21 protein-coding genes and 2 pseudogenes are annotated in these 22,214 nt (G+C 63.2%); 8 read left to right on the forward strand and 15 right to left on the reverse strand.

Translation table 11 applies throughout. The annotated features are described in order from the left end of the window. A pseudogene (locus AB5S05_RS11370) lies at positions 1-152 on the forward strand (IS1595 family transposase); the annotation flags it as partial. Positions 153-237: 85 nt separating this feature from the next. Here the strand turns inward: AB5S05_RS11370 and AB5S05_RS11375 are convergent. The 8 genes from AB5S05_RS11375 to puuE all read right to left on the reverse strand — a co-directional run bounded on the left by AB5S05_RS11375 (position 238) and on the right by puuE (position 8,999). Next, positions 238-1,110, reverse strand: coding sequence for an outer membrane protein OmpK (locus AB5S05_RS11375; RefSeq protein ID WP_369287638.1), 873 nt, complete (start codon positions 1,108-1,110; stop codon positions 238-240). Between the two features lie 82 nt (positions 1,111-1,192). Continuing rightward, positions 1,193-2,689 (reverse strand): nucleobase:cation symporter-2 family protein, encoded by a 1,497-nt coding sequence (locus AB5S05_RS11380; protein WP_369287639.1) that lies wholly within the window; start codon positions 2,687-2,689, stop codon positions 1,193-1,195. Between the two features lie 236 nt (positions 2,690-2,925). After that, positions 2,926-4,476 carry a cation:proton antiporter domain-containing protein gene (locus AB5S05_RS11385; protein ID WP_369287640.1) on the reverse strand — a complete coding sequence of 517 codons (1,551 nt, stop codon included), beginning with the start codon at positions 4,474-4,476 and terminating at the stop codon, positions 2,926-2,928. A gap of 174 nt (positions 4,477-4,650) precedes the next feature. After that, positions 4,651-5,913 carry a urate hydroxylase PuuD gene (locus AB5S05_RS11390; protein WP_369287641.1) on the reverse strand — a complete coding sequence of 421 codons (1,263 nt, stop codon included), beginning with the start codon at positions 5,911-5,913 and terminating at the stop codon, positions 4,651-4,653. A gap of 47 nt (positions 5,914-5,960) precedes the next feature. After that, a complete protein-coding gene (locus tag AB5S05_RS11395; protein WP_369287642.1) occupies positions 5,961-6,464 on the reverse strand; it encodes an ureidoglycolate lyase in 504 nt (167 codons plus the stop codon). 58 nt (positions 6,465-6,522) lie between these two features. After that, the gene (gene alc / locus AB5S05_RS11400) at positions 6,523-7,518 is read right to left on the reverse strand and encodes an allantoicase (RefSeq protein WP_369287643.1); all 996 of its coding nucleotides are present in this window, start codon (positions 7,516-7,518) and stop codon (positions 6,523-6,525) included. A gap of 39 nt (positions 7,519-7,557) precedes the next feature. Further along, on the reverse strand, positions 7,558-8,073 hold the full coding sequence (gene uraD / locus AB5S05_RS11405; protein ID WP_369287644.1) for a 2-oxo-4-hydroxy-4-carboxy-5-ureidoimidazoline decarboxylase: 516 nt from the start codon (positions 8,071-8,073) through the stop codon (positions 7,558-7,560). Continuing rightward, a complete protein-coding gene (gene puuE, locus AB5S05_RS11410) occupies positions 8,070-8,999 on the reverse strand; it encodes an allantoinase PuuE (protein ID WP_369287645.1) in 930 nt (309 codons plus the stop codon). The genes uraD and puuE overlap by 4 nt, the downstream gene beginning before the upstream one ends. Before the next feature lie 418 nt (positions 9,000-9,417). On the opposite strand from puuE, the gene uraH reads away from it, so the two are divergent. Continuing rightward, positions 9,418-9,771, forward strand: a complete 354-nt coding sequence (uraH, locus tag AB5S05_RS11415; protein WP_369287646.1) for a hydroxyisourate hydrolase — start codon at positions 9,418-9,420, stop codon at positions 9,769-9,771. 98 nt (positions 9,772-9,869) lie between these two features. Here the strand turns inward: uraH and AB5S05_RS22170 are convergent, their stop codons facing one another. The 4 genes and pseudogenes from AB5S05_RS22170 to AB5S05_RS11430 all read right to left on the reverse strand — a co-directional run bounded on the left by AB5S05_RS22170 (position 9,870) and on the right by AB5S05_RS11430 (position 14,100). Further along, on the reverse strand, positions 9,870-10,637 hold the full coding sequence (locus AB5S05_RS22170) for a methyl-accepting chemotaxis protein (protein ID WP_438943572.1): 768 nt from the start codon (positions 10,635-10,637) through the stop codon (positions 9,870-9,872). Positions 10,638-10,724: 87 nt separating this feature from the next. Further along, a pseudogene (locus AB5S05_RS22175) lies at positions 10,725-11,816 on the reverse strand (cache domain-containing protein); the annotation flags it as partial. Positions 11,817-12,054: 238 nt separating this feature from the next. Further along, positions 12,055-12,681, reverse strand: coding sequence for a LysE family translocator (locus AB5S05_RS11425; RefSeq protein ID WP_369287648.1), 627 nt, complete (start codon positions 12,679-12,681; stop codon positions 12,055-12,057). A gap of 69 nt (positions 12,682-12,750) precedes the next feature. Then, the gene (locus AB5S05_RS11430) at positions 12,751-14,100 is read right to left on the reverse strand and encodes an NCS2 family permease (protein WP_369287649.1); all 1,350 of its coding nucleotides are present in this window, start codon (positions 14,098-14,100) and stop codon (positions 12,751-12,753) included. A gap of 630 nt (positions 14,101-14,730) precedes the next feature. Here AB5S05_RS11430 and AB5S05_RS11435 point away from each other — a divergent pair. After that, entirely contained in the window at positions 14,731-15,498 is a 768-nt protein-coding gene (locus tag AB5S05_RS11435; protein ID WP_369287650.1) for a GntR family transcriptional regulator, read from the forward strand. A gap of 177 nt (positions 15,499-15,675) precedes the next feature. On the opposite strand, the gene ppnP is transcribed toward AB5S05_RS11435, so the two are convergent. Further along, complete coding sequence (ppnP, locus tag AB5S05_RS11440; RefSeq protein WP_369287651.1) at positions 15,676-15,957, reverse strand: pyrimidine/purine nucleoside phosphorylase; 282 nt, start codon at positions 15,955-15,957, stop codon at positions 15,676-15,678. Between the two features lie 79 nt (positions 15,958-16,036). After that, positions 16,037-16,579 carry a 3'-5' exonuclease gene (locus AB5S05_RS11445; protein ID WP_369287653.1) on the reverse strand — a complete coding sequence of 181 codons (543 nt, stop codon included), beginning with the start codon at positions 16,577-16,579 and terminating at the stop codon, positions 16,037-16,039. 94 nt (positions 16,580-16,673) lie between these two features. Between AB5S05_RS11445 and AB5S05_RS11450 the strand changes: the two genes are divergently transcribed. Both AB5S05_RS11450 and AB5S05_RS11455 read left to right on the forward strand, forming a co-directional pair. After that, positions 16,674-17,552: an NAD(P)-dependent oxidoreductase gene (locus tag AB5S05_RS11450; protein WP_369287654.1), complete on the forward strand. Its 879-nt coding sequence runs from the start codon at positions 16,674-16,676 to the stop codon at positions 17,550-17,552. Between the two features lie 149 nt (positions 17,553-17,701). Further along, positions 17,702-17,962, forward strand: coding sequence for a YkgJ family cysteine cluster protein (locus tag AB5S05_RS11455; RefSeq protein ID WP_369287655.1), 261 nt, complete (start codon positions 17,702-17,704; stop codon positions 17,960-17,962). A 103-nt stretch (positions 17,963-18,065) separates the two neighbouring features. Here the strand turns inward: AB5S05_RS11455 and gltA are convergent, their stop codons facing one another. Then, positions 18,066-19,337 carry a citrate synthase gene (gltA, locus tag AB5S05_RS11460; RefSeq protein WP_369287656.1) on the reverse strand — a complete coding sequence of 424 codons (1,272 nt, stop codon included), beginning with the start codon at positions 19,335-19,337 and terminating at the stop codon, positions 18,066-18,068. 352 nt (positions 19,338-19,689) lie between these two features. Here gltA and sdhC point away from each other — a divergent pair, with 352 nt between their 5' ends. Genes sdhC through sdhA form a run of 3 tightly spaced genes read left to right on the forward strand, consistent with a single transcriptional unit; the run spans position 19,690 to position 22,214 of the window. Then, positions 19,690-20,076 (forward strand): succinate dehydrogenase, cytochrome b556 subunit, encoded by a 387-nt coding sequence (gene sdhC, locus AB5S05_RS11465; protein WP_369287807.1) that lies wholly within the window; start codon positions 19,690-19,692, stop codon positions 20,074-20,076. Then, complete coding sequence (gene sdhD / locus AB5S05_RS11470) at positions 20,070-20,438, forward strand: succinate dehydrogenase, hydrophobic membrane anchor protein (protein ID WP_369287657.1); 369 nt, start codon at positions 20,070-20,072, stop codon at positions 20,436-20,438. Before sdhC ends, sdhD begins: the two co-directional genes overlap by 7 nt. A gap of 3 nt (positions 20,439-20,441) precedes the next feature. After that, positions 20,442-22,214, forward strand: a complete 1,773-nt coding sequence (gene sdhA / locus AB5S05_RS11475; protein WP_369287658.1) for a succinate dehydrogenase flavoprotein subunit — start codon at positions 20,442-20,444, stop codon at positions 22,212-22,214.

Here is a 22,214-nt window from a genome sequence, read left to right on the forward strand (position 1 = left end):
GGATGACCCGCTTTCATGGCGTGGCCACCCGCTACCTCCCCAATTACCTGGGCTGGCGCCGCATGCTTGAGCGCTACCAGCAAAGCATTCGGCCAGTTCACTGCATCCAGGAGGCGGTAGGACGCACCGCGCAACACGCTATTGGGACATAGCCATAAAAAAGGGCAAGCATGCCAGGCATGCTTGCCCTCTACTTTTCCACGGCCGCCTACCCGGCCGTGGTCCAGTTCGTTGCAATCAGAAGTGGTATTTGACCAGGGCCTGTACGGCCGTCTGATCGAAACCATCGGTGCTGCCGTCGATGGGCTTGATGCCGTACTTGTTGTGCCACATGTTCAGCTCGGTACCGACGTAGAGCTTGCGCTCCTTGCCGAACAGCGCCTTGCCGGCGTCCCACTTGACCTGGATCGAGGAGCCGACCGAGGTCTGGGTGCCGGCGTCCTTGGACGGCGAGCGCCAGTCGACATAGCCGTCGATCACGAAATCCTGCTCGCCGATGGCGAAGGGGTAGGCGCCGGCCACGGTCAGCTGGGTGGCGTAGCCGTTACCCGCATCGCTGGCTTTGAAGTCATGATCGAAGAAGATGTGGTTGTTGATCTTGACCCGGTACAGGTTGGTCTGCAGGAAGGCGAAGCCGGGTACGTCCCAGTCGAAGCCCAGGCCGTACAGGTAGTTCTCGGTGCCGGGGCCGCCGTTGCCTTTTTCGTAGGTGAACGCCGCCTTGACGTCTTTCAGCGGGCCGGCGGACAGGTCCTGGCCGCTCAGCCAGCTGAGGCTGACCCGCGGGGAGAACTCCATGTAGTAGAAGTTGCTCTTGTCCTTGACCTCGAGGTTGCCGAAGTTGCTCCCGCGGTACTGCAGGTTGTCGGCATCGATGTAGTCGAGGAAGAAGAAGGCATCGCCCCAGACCCAGCCGCTGGCGTGCTCGAAGGTGTAGGTGGTCTGCGAGCGCTGCTCCTCGCCGTTGAAGTTCAGACGCTGGAAATTGCTGCCGTTGAGGTAGGTCAGGCTGTTGTCTTGCCAGAACAGGGTGTCGCCGGCGAGGGCCTGCTGGCCGCCGAGCAGGCCGGCAGAAAGCGCAATGCAGTGAGGCAGATGCTTCAGTTTCATCGGGTTTTCCTTATTTTTGGACTTACAGGGGTTCTCGGCCCTGCGGCGAACCGCAGGGCCGTACGGGAATAGCAGGGACAAGTCAGCTGGCCGGGTTGGCCGAGCTCAAGCCATCGCCGGGAGCCAGCGACGCTTGCTCGGGCTCGGCGTCCTGCGAGTTTTGCAGCACGCTGTGCAGATGGGCCTCGGGGTCGTAGTCGTTTTCTTCCAGCGCCTGATGCTCTTCGGGCAGGAAGAAGTTCAGCAGGATGGCGCTGAAGGCGCCGATGGTGATCGGCGAGCCGAAGATGTTCTTCAGGGCGTCGGGCATCTGCGACAGCGCCTCGGGTACGCCGGCCACGCCCAGGCCGAGGCCGAGGGAGATGGCCACGATCATCACGTTGCGCCGGTGCAGGCCGGCCTCGGTGAGGATCTTGATCCCGGCCACGGCGACGGTGCCGAACATGATCAGGGTGGCGCCGCCGAGCACCGGCTTGGGCATCAGTTGCAGCACCGCACCGACCGTCGGGAACAGGCCGAGCAGGACCAGGATGGCGGCGATGTAGAAGGCCACGTAGCGGCTGGCCACGCCGGTCAGCTGGATCACTCCGTTGTTCTGGCTGAAGGTGGTCATCGGCAGGCTGTTGAACATGGCCGCGAGGGCCGAGTTGCAGCCGTCGGCCAGCACCCCGGACTTGATCCGGCGCAGGTACAGCGGGCCACTGACCGGCTGCTTGGAGATGATCGAGTTGGCGGTCAGGTCGCCGGCGGTCTCCAGCGGGGTGATCAGGAAGATCACCGCGATGGGCACGAAGGCCACCCAGTCGAAGCTGAAGCCGTACTTGAACGGCACGGGCACGCTGACCAGCGGCACTTCGGCCATGTTGGCGAAGTCCACCTGGCCGTTGAACCAGGCGACGGCGAAGCCCAGGGCCAGGCCGACGATCACCGCCGACAGGCGCACCGATTGCGACTGGAAGCGGTTGAACACGACGATGGTGCCCAGCACCAGGCCGCCCAGGGCCAGGTGGTGCAGGGCACCGAGGTCCGGCGCGCCGAAGCCGCCGGCGATGTCGGTCATCGCCACCTTGATCAGCGACAGGCCCATCAGGCAGATGATGGTACCGGTGACCACCGGGGTGATGACCCGGCGCAGCCTGTTGATGAACTGGCTGAAGGCGATCTCGACGAAGGCGGCGCAGAAGCACACGCCGAAGATGGTCGAGAGGATCTCCTCCTCGCTGCCGCCGCGGCCCTTGACGATGAAGCCGGCGCTGAGAATCACGCTGAGGAAGCCGAAGCTGGTGCCCTGCAGGCACAGCAGGCCGGAACCTATGGGGCCGAAGCGCCTGGCCTGGACGAAGGTGCCGAGGCCGGAGACGAACAGCGCCATGCTCACCAGGTAGGGCACATGGGCACCGAGGCCGAGCACGTTACCGATGATCAGGGTGGGGGTGATGATGCCGACGAAGCTGGCCAGTACGTGCTGCAGGGCGGCGAACAGGGCCGGAGCGAGCGCCGGACGGTCGTCCAGTTGGTAGATCAGGTCACTGCCGCCTGCGGACGGAGTGGTGGCGGGGGTGGTGCGTGTCGTGGTCATCTCAGAGCCTGCCAGTTGTTTTTATATGGTCATGGGCTTGCATGAGGCTTCACGGCGCCTCTTCCTGATCGAATAAGCTGTCCGATCGGTCAGGATGTGGCGACTATACAACCTGTCGACAAGGTAAAAAACAATTTATTTGTAAATTGTGCACAAAAATGCCGGCCGGCATCTCTGGCATGCTGTCGAGGGGGAGGGCGAGGGCGAGGGTGGAGGCCGGCGCCGTGCGCCGGGGGTCAGCTGCCCGGTTGCAGGCCGCGGGCGACGTGCTCGGCCAGGCCGGTGCCGGCCTCGCTCATGGTCAGGTAGGTGCGGTCGGCGCCGGCGGCCTGGATGCGCTGGGCGATGTCTTCGTACATGGCATGGGAGACGATCAGCCCGGTGAAGCCGCGTTCGCGCAGCTTCTGGGTGGAGATGACCTTGGCCTCCTGGTCGTTCATGGCCAGGATCACCGCCTCGACCGCCGGCATCTCCAGGCGCTGCCAGAACATCTGGTCCTCGGCGTCGGCGAACTGCACGCGGCGCCCGGCCTGGGCACTGAGCTCGATCATGCCCGGGTCGGAGTCCAGGCTGAACAGCTTGAAGCCCTTGTCCTTGAGGTGGTCGTAGGCGGCGCGGCCGGTGCGGCCCATGCCGATGATGAGGATCTGCGCATCGCCGAGGGAGATCGGCTGTTCGTCCGGGTGGCGGATGTCGCGCTCCAGGGGAATCAGGCGCCTGGCCAGGCGCTCGTAAAGCGGGTGGGCGATGCGGTTCAACTGGGCGGAGATGACCAGTGACAAGGCCATGGTCAGCGCCAGCGGGATGGTCCACTGCGGCAACACCACGCTGGTCACGATCAGGCCGAACTCGCTGTAGTTGGTCAGGCTGACGCTGGTAAGGAAGGCACTGCGCGCGCGCAGGCGGAAGATCAGGAACAGGCCGAAGAACAGCACGCCCTTGAGCGGCAGCAGCAGCGACATCAGCAGGGCGAAGATCAGCGCATCGCCGTCCGGCAGGCCGCCGATGCCGATCTGCAGGAAGAAGCCGACCAGGAACATTTCCTTGATGCTCCACAGCGAGTTGGACAGCTCGACCGCGCGCTTGTGCTTGGCCAGCAGGGCGCCGAAGGCCAGGGCGCCGAGCTCCGAACTAAGGCCGAGCAGCTCGAAACCATAGCCACCGACCACCAGGGCCAGCAGCAGCCCCAGCAGCACCATCAGTTCCTCATGGCCGCTGGCGTCCAGCAGGCGGAACAGCAGCGGCCGCAGCAGCGGCAGGGCGAAGACCAGCAAGGCCCAGGGCGAAGGGATATCACCGCCGGCCAGGCTCATCACCACCAGGGCGATCAGGTCCTGGATGATCAACACGCCGATCGCCACCCGGCCGTGGAAGGCGCGCAGCTCGCGCTTGCTTTCCAGCACCTTGGCCGCCAGCACCGTGCTGGAAAAGGACAGGGCGATGGCCAGCAGCAGGCCCTGTTGCCAGGGCATGTCCACCAGCAGGAGTACGGCCGGCAGGAAGATCAGGCTGGACAGGGCGAAGTGCAGCAGGCCGCCGCCGATGACTTCGCGCCTGACCAGGTTGCTCAGCTTGAGCTTGAGGCCGACGGTGAACAGCAGCAGGAGTACGCCGACGTGGGCGATATGGGTCAGTGCCGCGCTGTCGTGCGGACCGATGCCCAGCCGTTCGCCGAGCGCCGCCAGGGCGAAGCCGGCGCCGAGGTAGCCGACCAGTGGCGGCAGGCCATAGGCGCGCGCCGCCAGTCCCATGATGAAGGCGAAGGCGATCCAGGTGGCTTCGATCATTGGCTGTCCTTTGTCGGCGTGACGCATGGGGTCGAGGCCGCATTGTACCGGGCTGGCAGAAGGCTATGTCTAGCGCGGGGTGCCTGGAGGCAAGGACGAACTGGCCGGACATGAAAAAGCCCGCATGGAGGCGGGCTTCGAGGCAGGGCAGGCCAGGCCTGCCGGAGACGGCACTCAGTCGATCTGGGCGCCCTGGGCGATCCAGGCGCCGATCAGCTCGCGCTCCTCGGTGGTCATCTGGGTGATGTTGCCCAGCGGCATGATCTGGCTGGCGACAGCCTGAGCCTCGATCTTCGCCGCCAGCTGATGGATCTGTTGCGGGCTGTCGAACATCACCCCGGCAGGTGCCGAGCTGAACATCGGGCTGCTCGGGCTGGCCGAATGGCACACGGTGCAGCGCTCCTGAATCACGCTGTTGACCTTGGCAAAGTCGCTGCCGGCGCTTGGCGCGGCTGCTGCAGCCGAGTCGCTGACCTCCACCTTGGCCACGGTGGCGGCAGGCGTGCTGCTCGCTGCAGCGACCGGGGCGGCGCTCGGTGCCTGGCGTACCGGTGCGGTGACGTAGGCCAGGCAGATCATGCCCAGGGCGGCGGCCGGCAGGGTCCAGGCGAACCTGTTGCTGTCGTGGCGGGTGTTGAAGTAGTGGCGCACCAGCACGGCCAGGATGGCGATGCCGGCCAGGATCAGCCAGTTGTATTGGCTGCCGTAGGTGCTCGGGAAGTGGTTGCTGATCATGATGAACAGCACCGGCAGGGTGAAGTAGTTGTTGTGCCGCGAGCGCAGCAGGCCCTTGGCCGGCAGGCGCGGGTCCGGGGTGGTGTTCTCCTCGATCGCCTTCACCAGGGCGCGCTGGGCCGGCATGATGGTGAAGAACACGTTGCCGACCATGATGGTGCCGATGATGGCGCCGACATGGATGTAGGCCGCGCGACCGCTGAAGATCTGGCTGAAGCCATAGGCCGCCGCGATCAGCAGGACGAACAGCACCGCACCGAGCAGGGCCGGTTGCTTGCCCAGGGCCGAGTCGCAGAGGAAGTGGTAGGCCACGTAGCCCGCCACCAGCGAACCGAGGCCGATGGCGATGGCGACGGCCGGGGCCATGTCACTGCCCGGGGCGATCAGGTAGAGGCTGGGGTTGAGGTAGTAGACCACCATCAACAGGGCCACGCCCGACAGCCAGGTGAAGTAGGCCTCCCACTTGAACCAGTGCAGGTTGTCCGGCATCTTCGGTGGGGCCAGCTTGTATTTTTCCAGGTGGTAGATGCCGCCGCCGTGGATCGCCCAGAGGTCGCCGGCCAGGCCGTCGCGTGGGTTCACCCGGTTGAGGTTGTTCTCCAGCCAGACGAAATAGAAGGATGCGCCGATCCAGGCGATGCCGGTGATCATGTGGATCCAGCGGATGCCCAGGTTCAGCCATTCAGTCAAATGTGCTTCCACAGTGTTTACCTCTTACCCGGTACCGGCAGGCCGGCGCCGGGCTTCTCTTATTGGTGGGGGTCGAGCAGTAACTGCTCTTGCTCGGTAAAGAAATGCTCATCGCAGTTGTTGCCGGAGCCACTGCGATCAACCACCAGGAAGTCATCCCGCTTTTCGATCGTCAGCACCGGGTGGTGCCAGACGCCGCGATGGTAATTAATGCCCTGCCTGCCGTTGCTGCGGAAGGCGCGGACCAACTCTGATGCAGGTGCATCGCCAACTGGCGCGACCACGATCAGAAAGGGGTGGCCGAGCAGCGGCACGAAGGCCTGGCTGCCCAGCGGATGGCGCTCCAGCATGCGCACGGTCAACGGCATCTGCAGCGCCTCGGCGCTGAAGATGCTGATGATGGCCCTGTCCTCGGGCAGGGCGGTCTCCACCGTGGCCAGCTTGTGGTAGCGGCGGGTGGAGCCGTTGTTGATCATGAAGAACTCGCTGCCCTCGGTCTCGATGACGTCGCCAAAGGGGGCGAAGGCTTCTTTGCTCAGGGGCTCGATGATCAGTTTGCGCATGTCGGTCTACTTGTTCTCTGTTGCGTGATGCCCCGGCTGTCAGCCGGGGGCCATGGCCTTACTTGCTGACTTTGCCGAACAGGCGCAGGCGGCTGATGCCCCCGTCGGGGAACACGTTGACGCGCACGTGAGTGATCGGGCCGAGGGCGTTGATCTGCTCGACGAACTCGTGCTCGGCGTGCATCGAGAGCTTCTGGCTGGGCAGCAGTTCGCGCCAGAACAGGCTCTGGGTCTCGATCTGCGCGTCGGTGCCGCCCTTGACGAAGGCGCCCTGGATCGAGCAGCTGTCCGGGTAGTTGCCCTTGAAGTGCAGGGTGTCGACGACGATGCGCTCGATCTCGCCCGGGTGGCCGAGGGCGACGATGACCCAGTCGTTGCCGGGGGTGCGCCGGCGCGCGGTTTCCCAGCCGTCGCCCATGTTGACGCCGCGGCCCGGGTTGAGGATGTTGCTCATGCGGCCGAAGTGCTCATCGGAGCAGGCCAGCGCGCGGCCACCATTGAGCGCGGCGGCCAGGTCGACCTGCTCGTTGTCGCCGACATTGCTCCAGTCGCGGAACGGCACGCCGTAAACGCGCAGGCGCGCCACGCCGCCATCGGGATAGATATTGAAGCGCAGGTGGGTGAAGGCCTGGGCGTTGTCGATCTCGTGGTAGTGGTGACTGTTGCCTTGCAGGGTCACCGCCGGCAGCACCTCGCTCCAGACGGTGGCGTCGGTCGGATCGCCGTCGGCGACGAAGCAGCCCTCCAGTGAGGCCGATGGCGGGAAGTTGCCGGTGAAGTGGCTGGTATCGATGTCCACGCCCTTGATCGAGCCCGGCACGCCGAGGCGGATTACCGCGTAGTCGTAGCCCTCGAAGCGCTTGCGCCGCGACTCCCAGCCGTCCATCCACTTGCCGTTGTCGTCGAACACGCCTTCCTTCCATACCGCGGGGGTCGGCTGGAACAGGCGGTTGACCTCGGCGAACCAGTCGTCGGTGACGAAGATGGCCTGGGTGCCGAGACGGGCATCGGCCAGGTTGACGTATTTCTCGAAGGGTACGGCGTAAGCTTTCATGTCGTATCTGCCTTGATGGTTAGGGCGTGAAAGGGGCGACTACAGCGCTTGCAGGCGGAACAGGGCGATCTTGTTGATCTCGCTCAGGGCGCGGGCGAATTCCTGCTCCGGCGAGTTGTGGATACGCTCTTCGAAGGCCGCGAGAATCTGGTGCCGGTTGCTGCCTTTCACCGCCATGATGAACGGGAAGCCGAACCTGGCCTTGTAGGCGTCGTTCAGTTCGGTGAAGCGGGCGAACTCCTCTGCGGTGCACTGGTGGATGCCGGCGCCGGCCTGTTCGGAGGTGCTCGATTCGGTCAGCTCGCCCTGGATGGCGGCCTTGCCGGCCAGGTCCGGGTGCGCGTTGATCAGGGCCAGCTGCACCTCATGACTGGCGCTGAGCAGCAGGTCGGCCATGCGCTGGTGCAGGCCGTCGACCTCGTCGATGCTCGAGTCCTGGCCCAATTCATAGGCCTTGTCGGCGACCCAGGGCGAGTGCTCGTAGATGTCGGCGAAGACCTTGACGAAGTCTTCGCGGCTGAGTCGGGAGGGGGTCAGGGTCTGGAAACGGCTCATTTCGCACTCTCTTTGAAGGGGTGGGTGGCGTGCCAGTGGCGGGCGATGTCGACGCGACGGGCGCACCAGACCTTGTCGTGGCTCTTCACGTAATCGAGGAAGCGCGCCAGAGAGGCCAGGCGGGCCGGGCGGCCGAGCAGGCGGCAGTGCATGCCGATCGACAGCATCTTCGGCGCTCCCTCCACGCCCTCGGCGTAGAGCACGTCGAAGGCGTCCTTGAGGTATTTGAAGAAATCGTCGCCCGTATTGAAGCCCTGCACCTGGGTGAAGCGCATGTCGTTGGTATCCAGCGTGTAGGGGATCACCAGGTGCGGCTTCTGCGCGGTGCTGGCCGGGTCCCAGTAGGGCAGGTCGTCGTCGTAGGTGTCGGAGTCGTAGAGGAAGCCGCCTTCCTCGCGCACCAGGCGGCGGGTGTTCGGGCCCAGGCGACCGGTGTACCAGCCCAGGGGACGCTCGCCGGTCAGTTCGGTGAGGATGCGGATGGCTTCGAGCAGGTGTTCGCGCTCGGTGGCTTCGTCCAGGTACTGGTAGTCGATCCAGCGGTAGCCGTGGCTGCAGATCTCGTGGCCGGCGCCGACCATGGCCTTGATCACCTCGGGGTGACGTTGGGCGGCCATGGCCACGGCGAACACGGTCAGCGGAATGCCGTGCCTGTCGAACAGCTTGAGCAGGCGCCAGACGCCGGCGCGACTGCCGTACTCGTAGAGCGACTCCATGCACAGGTTGCGCTCGCCCTGCAGGGGCTGGGCGGAGACCATTTCGGAGAGGAAGGCCTCGGATTCCTTGTCACCGTGCAGCACATTGCGCTCGCCGCCTTCCTCGTAGTTGAGGACGAACGACAGGGCGATGCGGGCGTCGCCCGGCCAGTGTGGGTGTGGTGGGTTATTGGCGTAACCGATCAGGTCGCGTGGGTAGTCAGCGCTCACTGCAGTCTTCCTTCTTGGTGTTGTGGCGATCTCTGCGCAGCCGGCGTTTTCGGTTGCGCAATCGCGATGAGCTAATTGTATACAAAGTGATTGGTATTTTGTAAATCTAAAATTCATCTGTTTTTCCACTGCTTGCTCATCTACAGGACTGAAGTCCAGTGTCGGCTACAGCTGGTGGGGCTGCAGCGGCGATTGCCTCGGGGCAACCCGGCGAAAGCAGGCGGCACAGCTATGCGCCGGCAAGTGATGTGAAAAAAGTGTGTACAATGTTTGTGTTAATTGTCTGTTTTAATGTTGCTGCGTGCTATGCTCGTGCCAGTTCCAGGCCGCCAAGGCCGGCTGCGTTCAACCGTATTCAATAAAAGTAGAGGAGGTGCGGCGTCTGCGGGGTGCGAATCCAGGCCGATGCCCATGACCAATGGGAAGACTGACGACACATGTTCTAGATGCGGCGCACGGCTGTCCTGGCAGTGCAATCAAGGTCGAGCTGTTTCGGGTCGAGAATGGACAGACCGAATTGCTCGGTACTGTGCTGACCAACCAGGACGGTCGCTGCGATGCCCCCATCCTGCAGGGCGATGACTACCGTAGCGGCGTCTATCAACTGCACTTCCATGCGGGCGACTACTACCGCGCGCGGGGCGTGGAATTGCCCAGCCCGGCTTTTCTCGATGTGGTGGTCTTGCGTTTCGGCATCGATGCCGACCAGGAGCACTATCACGTGCCGCTGCTGATCTCGCCGTACAGCTACTCCACCTATCGCGGTAGCTGAACGGTCGAGTGCTGCGCCGCCGCTGGCCAGCGGCGACGAAGCTGATGGCAGGGCCGTGAGCGCCTGCCATTTTCCTTGTCCATGGGGCCTCGGAGGACTCAGGTCCTGAAGCGGTTGACCAGTTCGTTGAGCTGGGTGGAAAGACCGGACAGGTTGTGCGAGTCGCTCAGGGCCGACTCTGCCAGCCCGGCAACCAGCTGCGCGTCGCCATGGATCATGCTGATGTGGCGGTTGATGTCTTCGGCGACCTGGTGCTGTTCTTCCGCTGCCGTGGCAATCTGCGCATTCATGTCGCGTATGACATCGACCGATTCGCGGATCAGGCCGAAGCTCGAGCGGGCCTCGGTGATGCTGGTGACCGTGCTTTGCGAGACCTCCAGGCTGGCATGCATCTGCTTGCCCATCTCCCGGGTGCGCTGGGCCAGGTTGCTCAGCAGTCCGTCGATCTCGGCGGTGGAGTCCGCGGTGCGCTTGGCCAATGCGCGAACCTCGTCAGCCACCACGGCAAAGCCTCGTCCTTGCTCGCCGGCGCGGGCCGCTTCGATGGCCGCGTTCAGGGCCAGCAGGTTGGTCTGTTCGGCGATCGAGCGGATGGTGCTGAGAATCGACTGGATGTTGTTGTTGTCCTGCTCCAGCTGCTGCATGGCGGCGGCGGACTGGGACAGTTCGCGGCTCAGTCGTTCGACACTGTTGACCGCCGCGTCGATCTGCAGCTGACCCTCCTGGGCTTGTTTCTGTCCGCTGTCGGCGGAGTCGGCGGCCTGCGAGCAGGAGCGCGCCACTTCGTTGGCGGTGGCGACCATCTCATGGAAGGCGGTGGAGACCATGTCGACCGACTCGCGCTGGCGCCCGGCGGCCTCGGCCATGTCCCCGGAAACCTTGGAGGAGGTGCTCGAGGTCTGCTGGATATGCTTGGCCGCCTGACCGATGCTGAGGATCAGCTGGCGTATGGCGGTGAGGAATTGGTTGAACCAGCCTGCCAGTTGCGCGGTTTCATCCTGGCCACGGACCGTCAGGGACTGGGTCAGGTCGCCTTCGCCCTGGGCGATGCCTTCCAGGCCATTGGCCACGGCACGGATCGGGCTGACGATGAGGCCGGCAAAGCTCGCGCCTACCAGGGCGAATATGGCGGCGAGCACGATGGCCAGCCCTGCGATGATCCAGGTCAGCTGGGTGACACTGGCCATCGCTTCCTGTTCGCTGATCAGGCCGACGAAGCGCCAGCCCAGTTGTTCGGAGGGCCAGACGTTGGCCATGTAGCGTTCACCGTCGATTTCGATCTCGACCAGGCCCTTGCCGGCGGAGGCCAGTGCCGCATAGCCGCCCTCCAACTCGCCGAGCTTCTTGAAGTTGTGCTCCGGATTGCGCGGGTCGACCAGGATGGTGCCGTTGTTTTCCATCAGCATCAGGTAGCCACTGTCGCCCAGCTTGATCTGCTTGACGATATCGGTCAGCTGCTTGAGCGAGACGTCGATGCTGATCACCCCGCCCGGGTTGCCGAGGGCATTGGCCACGCTGCGCACGGTGGCCAGCAGCACCGCATCATCGGGCGCCCAGTAATAGGCATCGGTGCGTACCGTTTTGCCCGGATTGTCGAGGGCCTTCTGATACCAGGGGCGTTTGCGCGGATCGTAGTTGCTCATCTTGGGATCTTCCGGCCACATGACGAAGCCGCCTTGGTGGGTGCCCAAGGATACGTAGGAATAGGCCGGGTGACTGGCACCGAGGCCGGCCAGCAGGGGGAGGATCTGCTTGTCCTTCTCGCCCGTGGGGATGCTGGCGGCGTCGGCACTGATGTATTGCTTGAGGCTGCCGTCGGACTGAGCGATCAGCGGGTGGTTGGCCAGGTATTCGACGTTCTGGTTGATGCCGTCGAAAAACAGCCGCATGGCGTTTTCGACCTGGCGGATCTCGCGTGCGCTGGTGTCGACGAATTCGGTCTTGGCGTCGCTGCGCAGATTGAACACCACCAGGGCGGCGACCAGCATGATGGGCACGCAGGCGATAACCGCGAAGGCCCAGGTCAATTTTTGTTTGATGTTCATAGAGGTTCCTGCTGGGTAGGCGCGCAGACGGTAGATGGTGGCTCCTATTCTGTCGGCTAATTGGCGCCTGGCTTTAGTCAATTACGACACAAACAGGATCGACATGCGCCGACCTACCGCCGAGTGTCGGCAAGCTGACTGGCTGTGGGACGAACAATCGCGGCGGTGGCAGCGCCTTGGGGAGGCGCTGCAGGGACTTGCGTGGCGCAGCGACTGGGTGAGCCGCTGCCTGGCGAACTCAGCGGCTGAGCAATGAGGCCGCGCCGGCGCCGCCGAACAGTGCCGCACTGGTGCGGTTGAACCATACCTGGCCTCTGCCCGAGCGCAGGTAACGCGCCGCGCCGTGGGCGCCGAGCCCGTAGAACAGCTTGCAACCCAGGTCGAGCGCGGCCCAGGTGGCGATCATCAGCAGCAACTGCGTGAGCATCGGCTGCTCGGCGCTGATGAACTGCGGCAGGAAGGCGGCGAAGAACAGGATGTCCTTGGGGTTGCTGGCGCCCAGGCCGAAGGCCTTCCAGAACAGGGCGCGAAAGCCCGGATTGACCGGTTGCTCTTCTACCTGTTGCGGCCGGCCTGCCAGGCGCGATTGCTGCCAGCTCTGCCAGGCCAGGTAGAACAGGTAGAGCGCGCCGGCCAGCTTGAGCAGGCTGAACAGGCGTTCCGAAGCCAGCAGCAGGGCGCCCAGCCCCAGGGCCGAGGCGCTAAGCAGGCAGATCGAGGCGGACACCCCTCCGAGAAAGGCCGGCAGCGAACGGCGCAGACCGTAATTCAGGCTGTTGCTGACCATCAACAGCGACAGCGGGCCCGGGATCAGGATCACCACCAGCGCGGCGCCGGCAAACAGCAGCCAGGTATCCAGACTCATTGCAACTCACTCCAGAAGTGGAAAAGCCCCGGCGCGGGTGCGCCGGGGCTCGATTCAGCTGAACGAAGCTTACAGGAAGGCAAACTTGGCGATAAAGATGATGCACAACGCGTACAGGCTGAGCGACACCTTGTTGCGCTGGCCGGTGAGCAACTTGAGTGTGGCGTAGGTCAGGAAGCCCAGGGCGATGCCGTTGGCGATGGAAAAGGTCAGCGGCATCATCACCACGGTGACGATGGCCGGGATGGTGTCGGTGAGGTCTTCCCAGTCGATGTGGGCCATGCCGCTCATCATCAGCATCGCCACGTAGATCAGCGCACCGGCGGTGGCATAGGCAGGGATCATGCCGGCCAGGGGAGCGAAGAACATCGCGGCGAGGAACAGCACGCCCACGGTCACGGCAGTCAGGCCGGTGCGGCCGCCGGCCGCGACGCCGGATGCGCTTTCCACATAGCTGGTCACCGGCGGGCAGCCGACCAGGGCGCCGACCACGCTCGAGGTGCTGTCGGCCTTCAGGGCCTTGGACAGGTTCTGGATCTTGCCGTCCTCGTCGACCAGCTTGGCACGATGGGCCACGCCCATCAGGGTGCCGGCAGTATCGAACATGTTGACGAACAGGAAGGACAGGATAACGCTGACCATGGCGACGTTGAGGGCGCCGGCGATGTCCATGGCCAGGAAGGTCGGCGCCAGGCTCGGCGGCATCGACACCAGACCGTTGTACTCGACCAGGCCCAGTCCCCAGCCGATGGCGGTGACGCCGAGCATGCTGAAGAGGATGGCACCGAACACGTTGCGGTGGCTGAGCACGGCGATCAGCAGGAAGCAGATCGCCGCCAGCAGGGCCGATGGGTCGCCGAAGGAGCCCATGGTCAGCAGGGTGGCCGGGCTATCGACGACGATGCCGGCGGTCTTCAGGCCGATCAGGCCGAGGAACAGGCCGACCCCGGCGCCCATGGCGAAGCGCAGGCTCATGGGGATGCTGTTGAGCAGCCACTCGCGGATGCGCGACAGGCTCATGATCATGAACAGAATGCCGGAGATGAACACCGCGCCCAGGGCAATCTGCCAGCTGTAGCCCATCTCGCCGACCACGGTATAGGTGAAGAAGGCGTTCAGGCCCATGCCCGGTGCCAGGCCCACCGGCCAGTTGGCGTAGAGGCCCATGAGGAAGCAGCCGAGCGCCGCCCCTATGCAGGTGGCGACGAAGGCGGCGCCGTGGTCGACACCCGCATTGGCCATGATATTGGGGTTGACGAAGATGATGTAGGCCATGGTGACGAAAGTCGTCAGGCCGGCAAGCAGTTCGGTCTTGATGCTGGTGCGGTGCTCGGTGAGCTTGAAGAAGCGATCAAGCAGGCCGGTGCCACCTATGACTGGGGCGTGAGTCGCAAGTTGTTCTTGTTTGGCGCTTTCCACAGCGGTACTCCTCATCTCTCTTGTTGTGTACCACCCAGAGTCAGTGCAAGGCACGGTGCGACTCTCTGAGGCAGGTGGTGCGTTGGGTGTGCTCTTCGGTGCATTTGTTGACCGTTGAGTCAGGAAGATGCACTGGCGCGATTATGCGTTTGTATACAAAAAAAGCAAATAATGTTTTTGGAGCGTTTTGCCTGGGCTTGCCGTCCTCGCTATCGCCCGGCTGAGGTCGGGAGGGGCTCTGCGAGAAACTGCTCTATCCTTAAAAAGATAATTAAAACAATGAGATGAATCCTTGTTTTGGGCCACGGCACGGCGCCGATCGACAATCTCTAGGCTGTTTGGCAGGCAGACACCGGCAACGGGATAAGCGTTTGGGTGATCAAAAAAGCTGCTTTTTATAAGAAATGGGTTTACGGCTCGTCCCGGGAGAACGCTGTTTCGGGCGGCGCAACGGGCAGCATTGAGGACGCTCGAGGCGCGGCAGTGCGGTACTCGAAGTGTGTGCTTGATAAGCGCCTTGTGTACAATGTGGGAAATTTTTCTCGGTCTTCGCGCGGCTGTCGCGTTTCAGATATCCGGGGAAAGGCAGTAGAGTCCTGGTCCAGGCGAACCCTTTTGATGCGAGCCAGCATGAACGAGCAATTGCAGCCCCTCAACAAACCCTCGCGCGCCGCCAAAGGCGGTCGCAGCGGCACCCAGGATGACGTCGTTTACGCCCATATCTTCGAAGCCATCCTCGAACAGCGCCTGGCCCCTGGTACCAAACTGAGCGAAGAGGCCCTGGGCGAGATCTTCGGCGTCAGCCGCACCATTATCCGCCGCGCCTTGTCACGCCTGGCCCATGAGGGGGTCGTGTTGCTGCGGCCCAATCGTGGTGCAGTCGTGGCCAGCCCCAGCGTGGAGGAGGCCCGGCAGATCTTCTATGCGCGGCGCATGGTCGAGCGCGCCATCACCGAGCTTGCGGTGATTCATGCGACGGCCGAGCAGTTGGCCGAGCTGAGGCAGATGGTCGAGGACGAACAGAGCAGTTTCTCGCGCGGCGACCGGGGGGCGGGCATACGTCTGTCGGGCGAATTCCACTTGAAGCTGGCCGAGGCCGCGATGAATGCACCGCTGATCAGCTTCCAGCGCAGCCTGGTGTCTCAGACCTCGTTGATCATTGCCCAGTATGAAAGCGGCGGCCGTTCGCACTGCTCCTACGACGAGCACAATCAGCTGATCGATGCCATCGAGGCGCGCGACACGGCCAAGGCGGTAAGCCTGATGATGCATCATATGGATCATATCGACAGCAAGCTCAACCTGGACGAGGAGAGCGCGTCCGACGACCTGCATGCGGTGTTCTCCCACCTGCTGCAGACCAAGAAGAAGCCAGGACGAGGAGCCCTCGATCGCTGACGCGCGCCCTGGCAGAGGCAGCGTGGCCGGTAGCGTCCTCGCGGCGCCATCCAATGACATTGGCGCCCGAGCCTGGCAGTCGTTACCGCCAAACAAAAATGCCCACCTCTAACGAGGTGGGCATTTTTGTTTGGCGGCCGCTGCGGTCATTACCTGGGACGGATTTACCAGTCGGGTTCAGCGGTACTCGCAGAGGTAGGCGGTATCGACTGCGACCTGCAGCTGGAACTTGCTGTTGGCCGGTACCGTGAACTGTTCGCCGCTGGCGAAGGTCTGCCAGTTGTCGCTGCCCGGCAGCTTGACGGTCAGTGCGCCTGCGACGACGTGCATGATCTCCAGTTGGCTGGTGCCGAACTCGTACTCGCCGGGCGCCATGACGCCGACGGTAGCCGGACATTCGCTCATGGCGAAGGCAATGGAGGCAACGTTGCCATCGAAGTATTCATTGACCTTGAACATCTCTGGTTCCTCGTAAGGGGCGGAAAAAGGCGGCCAGTATGCCCAAGCCCAATGCGCGCGTCATCCGCTTTGCATGGCGCTAGATGGGCAATACCAGCGGTAGCAGGCGTGCCGTGTTGCGTGCGTCTACCAGGGCGCGATGCTGTTGGCCGCTGAACTGCAGGCCGGCCAGTTTCAGGGCGCCATTGAGACCGACTGGGCGTTCCAGTCGGCGCACCTCGGCGAAGCGGCGCTTGAGGTTGAGGTGGGGGAGCTGGCTCAAGACACTGGTCAGCTGGTGCTGCTGCCAATCCTGCTCGAACTGGCGGCGATCGTAGTCGCCCCAACTGGTCCAGCCGGCCAGGTTGATCCTGTGCGCCAGCAGCCAGCGCTCGAACGCCACCCAGGTGTCCGGCAGTGGCGCCGCCGCATCGATATCGCTCTGCTTGATGTGCGTGAGCCGACGGCAGAAATCGGTCAGCTGTGGGCGTCGCAGTGGTCGCACGAAGCGTTCGAAGTGATCGACTTCGCGGCCGCCGGTGTCGACCAGGCTGGCGCCTATTTCGATGATTTCCATCTCCTCGAGTGGCCAGCCGCCTTCTTCGGTGGTGGCTTCCAGGTCGACTACCAGCCAGTGCTCCATAGGGCCTCCTTCGTGCTGGCGGCAGTATGCGAGGCCTTGGCTGTGCCGGTAAAGCCCATGTTAGGCTGGGTGCCCGTGATTCTGGAGGTGTGTTATGGCGAAGGTGGCCTTTATTGGGTTGGGTGTGATGGGGTATCCGATGGCCGGCCATCTGGCGCGCGCGGGCCATCAGCTGTGCGTCTACAACCGCACGGCGGCCAAGGCTGCGCAGTGGGTCGCGGAGTTTTCCGGAAGCAGCGCTTCGACACCGCGAGAGGCTGTGCAGGGTGCCGAGTTGGTGATGGTTTGCGTGGGCAACGACGATGACCTGCGCAGCGTGGTGCTCGGCCCCGATGGCGCCTTCGCCGCAATGGCGGCGGGCGCTGTGCTGGTCGATCACACCACCGCCTCGGCGAATGTCGCCCGCGAGCTGGCGGTGCTTGCCGCCGAGCATGAGCTGGGGTTTCTCGATGCGCCGGTATCGGGCGGTCAGGCGGGGGCGCAGAACGGCATATTGACGGTGATGGTTGGTGGTGAGCAGGTCTTCTATGACCGCGCCGCGCCGGTCATCGATAGCTATGCGCGGATGATCAAGCTGATGGGGCCTGTGGGCAGTGGCCAGTTGACCAAGATGGTCAATCAGATCTGTATCGGCGGCTTGGTTCAGGGCTTGTCCGAGGCCCTGCACTTTGCCCAGTGCGCCGGGCTTGAAGGGCATCTGGCTATGGAGGTGATCAGCAAGGGCGCGGCGCAATCCTGGCAGCTGGAGAACAGGCACAAGACCATGCTGGCCGGCGAGTTCGACTTTGGCTTCGCGGTCGACTGGATGCGCAAGGACCTCTCGATTCTGCTCGAAGAGGCCCGGCGTAACGGTGCGCAACTGCCGGTTACCGCGCTGGTCGATCAGTTCTATGCCGATGTGCAGGCGATGGGAGGCGGGCGCTGGGATACCTCCAGCCTGATCGCCCGACTAAAACCGTCCGGGCGAGCCTGAGCCGGCGTCCTGATCATTGGCCCTGGAGCGACTGCGGCGCGATCCTGCGGTAGTCGCCCGCGGTCGGGCGCCCAGGTGCCAAGTGCTACGCGTCTCGGTAGAATCGCGGTCCTGTGCCGATCTTGCCAATCGTTTGAGGTCCTACCGTCATGAACTGCCGAGCAGGCTGTGGCGCCTGTTGCATTGCTCCATCGATCTCTTCCCCCATTCCCGGCATGCCGCGGGGCAAGCCGGCCGGCGAGCGCTGCGTGCAGCTTTCCTGTGACAACCTGTGCAATCTGTTCGGCAGGGTGGAACGTCCGGCCGTCTGCTCGGCCTTTCGCGCCGACCCGGAGGTTTGTGGTGCGAGCCATGAGGAGGCCATTCGCCTGCTCGGCTGGCTGGAGCAAAGCACCGCCTGGGCGAGTTGATCGGAGCGAACTGTCGCGTCGCCGGACGGATAAGCCGTGCGGGGAGGCACAAAAAAGGCTGCCAGAGGCAGCCTTTTTTGTTGCGCGTCGCGTCGACCGTGGCCTATTTCAGGTCGCGCTGGGTAGGGCCGGTGTACAGCTGGCGCGGGCGACCAATCTTGTACGGGCTGGAGAGCATTTCCTTCCAGTGCGAGATCCAGCCGACGGTCCGCGCCAGGGCGAAGATCACGGTGAACATGCTGGTCGGGATGCCGATCGCCTTGAGGATGATGCCCGAGTAGAAGTCGACGTTCGGGTACAGCGAGCGCTCGATGAAGTACGGGTCGGTCAGGGCGATCTCTTCGAGGCGCATGGCCAGTTCCAGCTGTGGGTCATGCTTGATGCCCAGTTCTGCCAGAACCTGGTCGCAGGTCTGCTTCATCACGGTGGCGCGCGGATCGCGGTTCTTGTAGACGCGGTGACCGAAGCCCATCAGCTTGAACGGGTCATTCTTGTCTTTGGCCTTGGCGATGAATGCGTCGATGTTCGAGACGTCGCCGATCTCGTCCAGCATGCTCAGGACCGCCTCGTTGGCGCCGCCGTGGGCTGGGCCCCAGAGCGCGGCGATGCCGGCCGCGATACAGGCGAATGGGTTGGCGCCACTGGAGCCGGCGAGGCGTACGGTAGACGTCGAGGCATTCTGCTCATGGTCGGCGTGGAGAATGAAGATCTTGTCCATCGCATTGGCCAGCACCGGGCTGATCGGTTTGATCTCGCACGGGGTGTTGAACATCATGTGCAGGAAGTTTTCCGCGTAATTGAGGTCATTGCGCGGGTACATCATCGGCTGACCCATGGAGTACTTGTAGGTCATCGCGGCCAGGGTCGGCATCTTGGCGATCAGGCGCATGGCCGAGACTTCGCGGTGATGCGGATTATTGATGTCCAGGGAGTCGTGGTAGAAGGCGGACAGTGCGCCAACCACGCCACACATGATGGCCATCGGGTGGGCATCGCGGCGGAAGCCGTTGAAGAAGGTCTTCAGTTGCTCGTGCACCATGGTGTGGTTCTTGATGGTGCTGACGAACTGGGCCTTCTGCTCTGCGTCGGGCATCTCGCCGTTGAGCAGCAAGTAGCAGGTTTCCAGGTAATCCGACTTCTCGGCCAGTTGTTCGATCGGATACCCGCGGTGCAGGAGAATGCCCTTGTCACCGTCGATGTAGGTGATCTTCGACTCGCACGAGGCGGTGGACATAAAGCCAGGATCAAACGTGAAGCGGCCCGTGGCGGTGAGGCTGCGTACGTCAATTACGTCGGGACCAACGGTGCCGGTTAAAATGGGCAGCTCGACGGGGGCTGCGCCCTCGATGATCAACTGCGCTTTTTTGTCAGCCATGTGTGGCCTCCTAGTTATGCTTGAAATCATCAGACAGCCCCCCACGCAGGGCCCGCATCACTATAGTGAGATAAATTCGAAAGTCAATTTGCGAAAACCCAGGCAGCAGAAGGGTTTGAGCGTCTTTTTTGGGGGCAGGGCCGGGTTACTTACGCCATTTTCCAGAGGGGCGCAATGCGCTATTAGGTAGGGGGCTTTGCATTGTCATTAGTAACCTAACTGTCTATACTCTGCGGCCGACCGCCAAGGGCTTTGTGCCTGTATTTTGGTGGTTGTCACTTCTTGGGTGATGGGTACCTGACCAGTGCACTTCCCGACAACTTTGCCCTGATAGTTAGGGGCTCTCAGTGTGATAATAAAAGCCGTGAATAGCCAACGACCTGTAAACCTCGACCTTAGGACGATCAAACTCCCAGTCACCGCTTACACGTCCATTCTTCACCGTATTTCCGGTGTCATCCTGTTTCTCGGCATTGCCGTGCTGCTGTATGGGCTCGACAAGTCGCTGGCGTCTCAGGAAGGCTTCGCAGAGGTGAAAGAGTGCCTGACCAGCCCGCTGGTCAAGTTCGTGATTTGGGGATTGTTGTCCGCTCTGCTGTATCACCTTGTGGCAGGCGTGCGCCACTTGATCATGGACATGGGTATCGGTGAGACGCTGGAAGGCGGCAAGCTGGGCTCGCAAATCGTTCTCGTCGTCTCGGCGATCGTGATCCTGCTGCTGGGGGTATGGATATGGTAACCAACGTAACGAACCTGTCGCGTTCGGGGCTCTACGACTGGATGGCGCAGCGCGTCTCCGCGGTCGTTCTCGCGGCTTATGTGCTGTTCTTGCTCGGCTACGTGGTGTTCAACCCAGGTATGGGGTACGCCGAGTGGCATGGTCTGTTCTCCAATAATCCGATGCGCATCTTCAGTCTGCTGACCCTGGTCGCCCTCGGCGCCCATGCCTGGGTCGGCATGTGGACGATTTCCACCGACTACCTGACGCCGATGGCGCTGGGCAAGTGGGCGACTGCCGTACGTTTTCTCTTCCAGGCCGCGTGTGGCATTGCCATGTTCGCGTTTTTCGTCTGGGGCGTGCAGATTCTTTGGGGTATCTGATTCATGACTAGCATTCGCACTCTTTCCTATGACGCCATCATCATCGGTGGCGGTGGTGCCGGCATGCGCGCTGCGCTGCAACTGGCTCAGGGTGGTCACAAGACTGCCGTGGTGACCAAGGTCTTCCCGACCCGTTCGCACACCGTTTCCGCTCAGGGCGGAATCACCTGTGCCATCGCCTCGGCTGACCCGAACGACGATTGGCGCTGGCACATGTACGACACCGTCAAGGGGTCGGACTACATCGGTGACCAGGACGCTATCGAGTACATGTGCTCGGTGGGGCCGGAGGCCGTGTTCGAGCTCGAGCACATGGGCCTGCCGTTCTCGCGCACCGAGCAGGGGCGCATCTATCAGCGTCCGTTCGGCGGTCAGTCCAAGGACTTCGGTAAAGGCGGCCAGGCTGCTCGTACCTGTGCCGCGGCCGACCGTACCGGTCATGCGCTGCTGCACACCCTGTACCAGGCCAACCTCAAGGCCGGCACCTCCTTTCTCAACGAGTGGTACGCGGTCGATCTGGTGAAGAACCAGGACGGCGCAGTGGTTGGCGTCATCGCTATCTGTCTCGAGACCGGCGAGACCGTGTACATCCGCTCCAAGGCGGTTGTTCTGGCCACCGGCGGTGCGGGTCGTATCTATGCGTCCACCACCAACGCCCTGATCAACACCGGTGACGGTGTGGGCATGGCCCTGCGTGCCGGCGTGCCTGTGCAGGACATCGAGATGTGGCAGTTCCACCCGACCGGTATCGCCGGCGCCGGCGTGCTGGTGACCGAGGGTTGCCGCGGTGAGGGTGGCTACCTGATCAACAAGCACGGCGAGCGCTTCATGGAACGCTATGCCCCGAACGCCAAAGACCTGGCGGGTCGCGACGTGGTTGCGCGCTCCATGGTCAAGGAGATCATCGCCGGCAACGGCTGTGGTCCGGACGGCGATCACGTGATGCTCAAGCTCGATCACCTGGGCGAGGACGTGCTGCACAGCCGCCTGCCGGGTATCTGCGAACTGTCCAAGACCTTCGCCCACGTCGACCCGGTCGTCGCGCCAGTTCCAGTCGTGCCGACCTGTCACTACATGATGGGCGGTGTGGCCACCAACATCCATGGTCAGGCCATCACCCAGGACGCCAACGGCAACGACAAGATCATCGACGGCCTGTTCGCCGTGGGCGAAGTGGCCTGCGTGTCGGTGCACGGTGCCAACCGTCTGGGCGGCAACTCGCTGCTCGATCTGGTGGTATTCGGCCGCGCGGCCGGTATCCACCTGGAGAAGGCGCTGAAGGAAGGCGTGGAAGTCCGCGGTGCCAGCGAAACCGATATCGAACAGTCGCTCAAGCGTCTGTCCGGGGTCAACGAGCGCACCACCGGCGAGGACGTCGCGCCGCTGCGCAAGGAACTGCAGAACTGCATGCAGAACTACTTCGGTGTATTCCGTACCGGCGAATACATGCAGAAGGGCATCCAGCAGCTGGCCGACCTGCGCGAGCGTATCGCCAGCGTCAAGATCGCGGACAAGAGCCAGGCGTTCAATACCGCGCGGATCGAGGCGCTGGAGCTGCAGAACCTTCTGGAAGTGGCCGAGGCGACCGCGGTGGCCGCCGAGGTGCGTAAAGAGTCGCGTGGCGCCCATGCCCGTGAAGACTTCGAAGATCGCGATGACGAGAACTGGCTGTGCCACTCCCTGTATTTCCCGGGTGAGAAGCGCGTGACCAAGCGCTCCGTCAACTTCGCGCCGAAGACAGTGCCGGCGTTTGAACCCAAGGTTCGGACTTATTAA

It is taken from the genome of Pseudomonas zhanjiangensis, assembly GCF_041027545.1.
In the GTDB taxonomy this organism is placed as follows: Bacteria; Pseudomonadota; Gammaproteobacteria; order Pseudomonadales; family Pseudomonadaceae; genus Aquipseudomonas; species Aquipseudomonas zhanjiangensis.

Excerpts from the sequence above, each read along its gene's own strand:
- AB5S05_RS11450 (WP_369287654.1), top strand. The coding sequence starts at position 16,674 with ATGGCGAAGGTGGCCTTTATTGGGTTGGGTGTGATGGGGTATCCGATG.
- AB5S05_RS11375 (WP_369287638.1), bottom strand. The coding sequence starts at position 1,110 with ATGAAACTGAAGCATCTGCCTCACTGCATTGCGCTTTCTGCCGGCCTG.
- AB5S05_RS11385 (WP_369287640.1), bottom strand. The coding sequence starts at position 4,476 with ATGATCGAAGCCACCTGGATCGCCTTCGCCTTCATCATGGGACTGGCG.
- AB5S05_RS11455 (WP_369287655.1), top strand. The coding sequence starts at position 17,702 with ATGAACTGCCGAGCAGGCTGTGGCGCCTGTTGCATTGCTCCATCGATC.
- AB5S05_RS22170 (WP_438943572.1), bottom strand. The coding sequence starts at position 10,637 with ATGGCCGAGGCCGCCGGGCGCCAGCGCGAGTCGGTCGACATGGTCTCC.
- AB5S05_RS11380 (WP_369287639.1), bottom strand. The coding sequence starts at position 2,689 with ATGACCACGACACGCACCACCCCCGCCACCACTCCGTCCGCAGGCGGC.
- AB5S05_RS11445 (WP_369287653.1), bottom strand. The coding sequence starts at position 16,579 with ATGGAGCACTGGCTGGTAGTCGACCTGGAAGCCACCACCGAAGAAGGC.
- alc (WP_369287643.1), bottom strand. The coding sequence starts at position 7,518 with ATGAAAGCTTACGCCGTACCCTTCGAGAAATACGTCAACCTGGCCGAT.
- uraD (WP_369287644.1), bottom strand. The coding sequence starts at position 8,073 with ATGAGCCGTTTCCAGACCCTGACCCCCTCCCGACTCAGCCGCGAAGAC.
- AB5S05_RS11425 (WP_369287648.1), bottom strand. The coding sequence starts at position 12,681 with ATGAGTCTGGATACCTGGCTGCTGTTTGCCGGCGCCGCGCTGGTGGTG.
- ppnP (WP_369287651.1), bottom strand. The coding sequence starts at position 15,957 with ATGTTCAAGGTCAATGAATACTTCGATGGCAACGTTGCCTCCATTGCC.
- uraH (WP_369287646.1), top strand. The coding sequence starts at position 9,418 with ATGGGAAGACTGACGACACATGTTCTAGATGCGGCGCACGGCTGTCCT.
- sdhA (WP_369287658.1), top strand. The coding sequence starts at position 20,442 with ATGACTAGCATTCGCACTCTTTCCTATGACGCCATCATCATCGGTGGC.
- sdhD (WP_369287657.1), top strand. The coding sequence starts at position 20,070 with ATGGTAACCAACGTAACGAACCTGTCGCGTTCGGGGCTCTACGACTGG.
- gltA (WP_369287656.1), bottom strand. The coding sequence starts at position 19,337 with ATGGCTGACAAAAAAGCGCAGTTGATCATCGAGGGCGCAGCCCCCGTC.
- AB5S05_RS11395 (WP_369287642.1), bottom strand. The coding sequence starts at position 6,464 with ATGCGCAAACTGATCATCGAGCCCCTGAGCAAAGAAGCCTTCGCCCCC.
- AB5S05_RS11435 (WP_369287650.1), top strand. The coding sequence starts at position 14,731 with ATGAACGAGCAATTGCAGCCCCTCAACAAACCCTCGCGCGCCGCCAAA.